The organism is Brevibacterium album DSM 18261, from assembly GCF_000426445.1.
GTDB classification, from domain to species: Bacteria; Actinomycetota; Actinomycetes; order Actinomycetales; family Brevibacteriaceae; genus Brevibacterium; species Brevibacterium album.
In genome coordinates this window covers 1-5,703 of sequence record NZ_AUFJ01000002.1, presented here as the reverse complement: position 1 = coordinate 5,703, position 5,703 = coordinate 1, and the positions used below count along the sequence as shown (strand labels likewise).

Below are 5,703 nucleotides of genomic sequence, written 5' to 3'. Positions count from 1 at the left end.
GGGTGTGTGGTTGTGGTTTTGCGGTGGTTATAGCGGTGGGGAAACGCCCGGATCCTTTCCGAACCCGGTTAGCTAAGCCTGCCAGCGCTGATGGTACTGCACCCTAGGGGGTGTGGGAGAGTAAGTCACTGCCGCAATGTTTTGTATGGTTGAGAGGCCCTGATCCCCTTGTGTGGGGGGTTGGGGCCTTTCCCTATTCACCAGACGCGACCCCCTATTCAACCCGGGTGCTTCCCGAGCACCCCGCGGCACTGTGTGCCACGGAGCGCCCTCTTTCACCGGGTGGGCGCGATGTACTCGTGCTGCAGGTCCGTGACGGCAGCGATGTGGTCGAAATCGTGATCCGCAGTGAGGACGGTGGCATCGTTCGCGAGCGCATAGCCGGCGATGAGGATATCGAGGGCGCCTGCCGCGCGGACCAGCCCGGCCGACCACAGGGCGCTCTGGATATCGAGCACAAGCGATTCGTCGGGCGCCCGCTCCAGGGGGAACCCGAGGGATATCTGCTCCCGGTAGTGGTGGTGCTCCTCCGGAGTGCGCGCGCTGTGACAGAATTCGAGCACCTGGGGCGGGCACGTGACGAAGAGATCGGCCGGTGCCCGCTCGATGCTGCGGAGGCGGGCAGTGATCACCGGGTCGGCCGAGGCCAACCGCGCCCACACGGAGTTGTCGACGAGGTAGTCGGTCACGACGTGGAAGGAGGAGCGACGACCGGCGCGTCGAGCTCCGACTCCAGGTCCTCGAGCGCTGAGATGCCCTCGATCATCGCAGCCTTCTGCTTCGAGGCGATGAGGCGGCGGAGCGCGAGGTCGAGGACCGCTCGATTCGACCGCTCTCCCGTCAGCGCGCGCGCCCGTTCGATGAGTCGTGGATCCAGATCAACACTTGTGAGTGCCATGATGCCCCCTTGGTTACATATAAACGATTATATGGCTTGAGTGGCGCGTGCGGTAGGGGTTGGGATCTGGTTCCCCTCACCCCTTCAGCGCATCGGCGAGCCTCACACGGGCGCCTGTGCGCAGGATCGAGTTGCTGTAGATGCGTGCGCTCAGGGACACGAAGACGGCGATCGCCAGAAGGATCAGGGTGAGCGAGACGATGGGCTCCCACCACCGTGCCGAATCGAGCACCAAGCGCAGGGGCATGCCGACCGGCGCGGAGAAGGGCACGTAGCTGAGGATCGAGAGCACTCGCTCGTTGTCGTGGAAGAAGATCACGAGGAAGAAGGGGGCCATCACGAGCATGAGAACCGGACTCGTCGCAGAGCCGACGTCCTCCTGCCGTGAGACCAGAGAGGCAGCGGCGGCATACAGCGTCGCGACCAGGACGAAGCCGAAGGCGAAGAGCACTCCGAACCATATGAGCGACCCGCCCAGTTCGCCCAGCAGGAGGTCCTGTCCGGTGGCGAGCATCCCTACGGCCGCGAGGACGAGGATGATGACGACGCTGCCCAGTGCGAGGATGCTGTTTCCCAGGACCTTGCCCGCCATCAGCGCGCGGGCCGAAGCGGTCGCGAGGAGGATCTCCACGATGCGAGTCTGCTTCTCCTCGACGACGCTCTGCGCGATCGTCGTGCCGAAGGTCAGCGCGGTCATGTAGAAGACCATCCCGAAGCCGAGCGCGATGATATAGGCGAACGGATTGAAGCCGTTCGGAGTGCCGTCGAGGAGCTCGACGGCAGGCACATACGTGAGGGTCTCCTCCAGGCCCTCGGGCACCTCGGTGAGCGCGAGGACCGTGAGGGGTGCGGGGACGGCCGCGGCACCGGGTTCCGGGACGACCGCGGCGGCGACCTCACCGGCTTCCACCATTGCGCGAGCCTGCCCCTCATCCGCCGCAGGTCGGGGCTCGAACCGAGTTCCGGACAGAGCCTTGGGCGTCTCTCCCACGACAGCGACGACAGCCGGCTCCGGATTCGCGGACGCGTCAGCCGAGCGCTGCTGCATGATCCCCCCGATCATCACGCCGGCCAGCACGATGAGCAGCGTGAGAGCCGCCGAGATGACGAACGCCCTGCTGCGCATGCGCGTGGTGATCTCGCGCTCAGCCACGAGCCACACCGACCGTGACTGCCGCGGCGGCGCGGCGGGACCGCTCGATCCCGCGGCGCGGAACGGAGGCGAGACCGATCCGGTCTGCTCCCGGCCGTCAGGATCATTGCTCTGCGCGGGAGAAGTGTTCCTCTCCGCGGGTGGGACCATCATTGGACGACCTCCTGGAAGATCTCGGTCAGAGTAGGCACGACCGGGGCGAAGCGGTGCAGGCGCAGCGCTTCGGAGGCGGCCTCGGCGACGGTGCCTGCTGAGCTGATGTCTGCGGGCGGGACGGGCGTTCCGAGCCCGACCGCGCGGGCGAGCACCGACTGCGCGGCAGCGTCGGTAGCAGCGGTGAACCGGGCGCGCGGCCCGTCGAGGTGCGAGACTGTGATCCCCGGCATCTCGCGGATCCACCCGGCATCCGCGTGGTGACCGGCCACCTCGATGTCGAACTCGCGTCCGGAGTGCGCTGTGCGGAGGCTCTCCCGGGAGCCCGCCGCACGGATGCGGCCCCCGCCGATCACCACCACGTCGTCGCACAGGCGCTCCACGATGTCGAGCTGGTGGGAGGAGAAGAGGACCGGGGCGCCCTGGGCGGCGAAGTCCTGGAGCACGCTGAGCACCACTTCGACGGCGAGGGGGTCGAGCCCGGAGAAGGGCTCGTCGAGCACCAGTGCGGTGGGACCGTGGACGAGCGCGGCGGCGATCTGCGCGCGCTGCTGATTGCCCAGGGACAGGCTCTCCAGAGAGTCGGCGGCGCGTTCTGCGAGCCCCAGCCGGTCGAGCAGATCGAGACCTGAGCGCTTCGCCTCGGTCGGGGCCAGCCCATGGAGTCTGCCCAGGTAGACGAGCTGCTCCAGGACCCGCATCTTGGGGTAGAGCCCTCGTTCCTCCGGCATGTAGCCGAACCGGGCGCGATCCTCGGCGGTGAGCGGCGAGCCGTTCAGCTCGACCGCGCCGGCGTCTGCGGCGAGCACCCCGAGGATCACGCGCATGGTGGTCGTCTTGCCGGCACCGTTGCCGCCGACGAAGCCGGTCATCCGTCCGCCGGCGACGGAGAACGTCACCTCGTCGAGCGCGGTCCTGTCGCCGAATCTGCGGGTGATCCCCTTGATCTCCAGCACATCTGCTCCTCTCCACCGCTCGGGACGGTGCGCGTTCTGCCGGGCTGGCACCACGGTAGGAAGCCCGGGCCGGTGGCCGCTTCCCCCTCCGGAGGGAAGTGTCTCCGGCATCAGGGGGAAGCCGTGGGGCGTTCGTCCGCCCTAAGGTGAGGTCATGGGCAGTGCGGGAGGCGAGGGGCGCAGGTTCGGCGGCAGCGGAGGCGACGGCGGCCTCGGCGTCTGGGTGCGTCCGCGGCCCGGTCCGGAGGTGTACCGGCACGACGCTCTCTGTGCCGCACTCCTGGCTGTGGGCGCGGTGACGGTGGCACTCCTGTATCAGCGCACCGGTCTCTTCGAGGAGGGGGCCGGGCCGTGGGCGTGGGTCCTGGGCATCGGACTGTCCTCGCTCCCCCTCACCTTCCGCCGCCGCTTTCCGGTGCCCACGGCGATCGCGGTGGCCCTGGGGTTCTTCGTGAGCAGGCAGATGGGAGTGCCGGATTTCCTCATGGTCGACATCTGCCTGTTCCTCGCCCTGTACTCGGTGGGGGCGTGGGAGCGCAGGAGGAGGCTCGCGCTGTGGTCGCGCATCGGGATCATCGCCGCCATGTTCGTCTGGGTCGCGACGAACCTGCTCGTGCTCTCCTCGGGCGATGAGCTCTCGGAGATGTTCCCCGATGCGCTTCCGTCCTCGATCTTCTCCGCCTTCGCAACCTTCGCAGCAGCACAGCTCATCACCAATCTGCTGTTCTTCTTCGGTGCCTTCTTCTTCGGTGAGCGCGCCTGGGACAGCGCGCGCACCACGGCGAGGCTGGAGGCTCAGGGGCGTGAGCTCGAACGGGAGCGCCGTACGAGTGCGGAACAGGCGATCGCGCTCGACAGGCTTGAGATCGCCCGCGAGCTGCATGACGTCGTCGCCCATCACGTGTCGGTCATGGGCATCCAGGCGGCGGCCGCGAGACGGATCCTCGAACGGTCTCCGGTGCAGGCCGTGCAGTCACTGGCGGTGGTGGAGGACAGTGCGCACGCCGCGGTCGCGGAGCTGCGCTCGCTCGTGCGCACTCTGCGCCAGGAGACGGCTGACCCCGATGCGGCGGATGCGTCCTCGACCAGGGGCGTGGCCCAGCTGCCCGAGCTGGTGGAGGAGAGCCGTCGCTCCGGCGCCTCGGCCTCCCTCATCGTGATCGGGCGCCCGCGCCCGCTGCCGCTGCTCGTGGATGTCGCTCTGTACCGTGTGGTGCAGGAGGCGCTCACCAATGTGCGCAAACACGCAGGGCCAGGCGCCGAGGCGGTGGTTCGGCTGCGGTTCACCTCGACCGGAGCGGAGGTCGAGGTCGCGGACGACGGAGCGGGCAGGCTGGGTGAGGCGAGATCCGACCCCTCCGGTGCAGGGCCTCACACTGCCGGAGGTCCCGCTGCGAGTCGCAGCGGACTGGGACTGCGCGGCATGCAGGAGCGCATGGGTGCGGTGGGCGGTGCGGTGGTCGCTCGCCCCCGTGAGAACGGCGGCTTCCTGGTGCGGGCCACGGCCGATTTCGCAGGACAGTCCGCGGGCGGCAGCGGAGGTACGGAGATGCTCCGTGAGGCGGTGGAAGCATGACGGGACGCGATGCGGTGATCCGCGTGCTGCTCGTCGACGATCAGGCGCTCGTCCGGTCCGGCTTCCGTGTGATCCTCGAATCCGAGCCGGGACTCGAGGTCGTGGGGGAGGCCGGGGACGGAGATCAGGCGGTCGCCCTCACCACAGTGCACCGACCGGATGTCATCTGCATGGACATCGAGATGCCTGGGACGGACGGGATCGAGGCATCGCGGAGGATCACGGCCGGCGCCGGCCCGGTGCCGGCGATCCTCGTGCTCACGACATTCGGGCACGAACGCTATCTGTTCGAGGCGCTCGCGGCGGGAGTCAGCGGCTTCCTGCTCAAGACCGCGAGAGCCGAGCAGCTCATCGACGCCGTGCGCACGCTTGCCGCGGGTGATGCTCTGCTCGGCCCTGATGTCACGCGAGCTGTGATCGATCGCGTCGCGATGGGAAGGGCAGGCGCTCAGGCGGATCCCGGTGCGCCCGCCACCGGAGAGGACGGCGGCGCCGAAACAGGAGCGGCGCTCCAGCGCGCCGCGTTCGTCCGGAGCGGGCTGTCGGAGCGCGAAGCGGAGGTGCTGACCCTCCTGGCCCAGGGGCGGTCCAATGCGGAGATCGCCGCACAGCTGTTCCTGGGCGAGGCGACGGTGAAGTCCCACGTCTCGAGCTTGCTGCGGAAGCTCGGCGTGCGGGACCGCATCCAGGCGGTGGTCTGGGCCTACACCCATGATGCGATCTGACGGCGAGGCCAGCGTCACAGTCAACCGAGTTGCAGACGGCGAAGTCGTGGACTAAGTTTGTATCCCGTTGCCCGGGCGGGTTCGCCTGGCGGGTGGCGTGGGATTGCTCTGGGGTTTCACTCCATTCCTTTCTTTCTTTTGAGAGTGTGAATAGTTTCTGGTGCCATGACCGGCTTGCGAGTGGGTGTGGCGGGTATCACCCGGGTTCGGGTTTGCTTTCCAGGACGGTGAGGGTTTAGAGT

Annotated in this window: 6 protein-coding genes and 1 rRNA gene; 3 read left to right on the top strand and 4 right to left on the bottom strand. The window is 68.1% G+C overall.

Translation table 11 applies throughout. The annotated features are described in order from the left end of the window. The first annotated feature begins 19 nt into the window (after positions 1-19). Positions 20-137: ribosomal RNA gene (gene rrf / locus K318_RS0100090) — 5S ribosomal RNA — on the top strand. Positions 138-275: 138 nt separating this feature from the next. On the opposite strand, the gene K318_RS0100085 is transcribed toward rrf, so the two are convergent. The 4 genes from K318_RS0100085 to K318_RS0100070 form a co-directional block, all read right to left on the bottom strand. Then, the gene (locus K318_RS0100085) at positions 276-689 is read right to left on the bottom strand and encodes a PIN domain-containing protein (protein ID WP_029087958.1); all 414 of its coding nucleotides are present in this window, start codon (positions 687-689) and stop codon (positions 276-278) included. Beyond that, the gene (locus tag K318_RS0100080; RefSeq protein ID WP_035280108.1) at positions 686-898 is read right to left on the bottom strand and encodes a type II toxin-antitoxin system VapB family antitoxin; all 213 of its coding nucleotides are present in this window, start codon (positions 896-898) and stop codon (positions 686-688) included. Before K318_RS0100080 ends, K318_RS0100085 begins: the two co-directional genes overlap by 4 nt. Before the next feature lie 76 nt (positions 899-974). Continuing rightward, on the bottom strand, positions 975-2,051 hold the full coding sequence (locus K318_RS0100075) for an ABC transporter permease (protein WP_245579714.1): 1,077 nt from the start codon (positions 2,049-2,051) through the stop codon (positions 975-977). Positions 2,052-2,200: 149 nt separating this feature from the next. Further along, positions 2,201-3,160 carry an ABC transporter ATP-binding protein gene (locus tag K318_RS0100070; RefSeq protein WP_029087955.1) on the bottom strand — a complete coding sequence of 320 codons (960 nt, stop codon included), beginning with the start codon at positions 3,158-3,160 and terminating at the stop codon, positions 2,201-2,203. Between the two features lie 154 nt (positions 3,161-3,314). On the opposite strand from K318_RS0100070, the gene K318_RS18215 reads away from it, so the two are divergent. Both K318_RS18215 and K318_RS0100060 read left to right on the top strand, forming a co-directional pair. After that, a complete protein-coding gene (locus tag K318_RS18215; RefSeq protein ID WP_084499423.1) occupies positions 3,315-4,736 on the top strand; it encodes a sensor histidine kinase in 1,422 nt (473 codons plus the stop codon). Then, positions 4,733-5,461, top strand: coding sequence for a response regulator (locus tag K318_RS0100060; RefSeq protein WP_029087954.1), 729 nt, complete (start codon positions 4,733-4,735; stop codon positions 5,459-5,461). Before K318_RS18215 ends, K318_RS0100060 begins: the two co-directional genes overlap by 4 nt. The last annotated feature ends 242 nt before the right edge of the window (positions 5,462-5,703 follow it).

Bases quoted from the DNA above. Each gene is read 5' to 3' on its own strand.
- K318_RS0100080 (WP_035280108.1), bottom strand. From the start codon at position 898: ATGGCACTCACAAGTGTTGATCTGGATCCACGACTCATCGAACGGGCG.
- K318_RS18215 (WP_084499423.1), top strand. From the start codon at position 3,315: ATGGGCAGTGCGGGAGGCGAGGGGCGCAGGTTCGGCGGCAGCGGAGGC.
- K318_RS0100060 (WP_029087954.1), top strand. From the start codon at position 4,733: ATGACGGGACGCGATGCGGTGATCCGCGTGCTGCTCGTCGACGATCAG.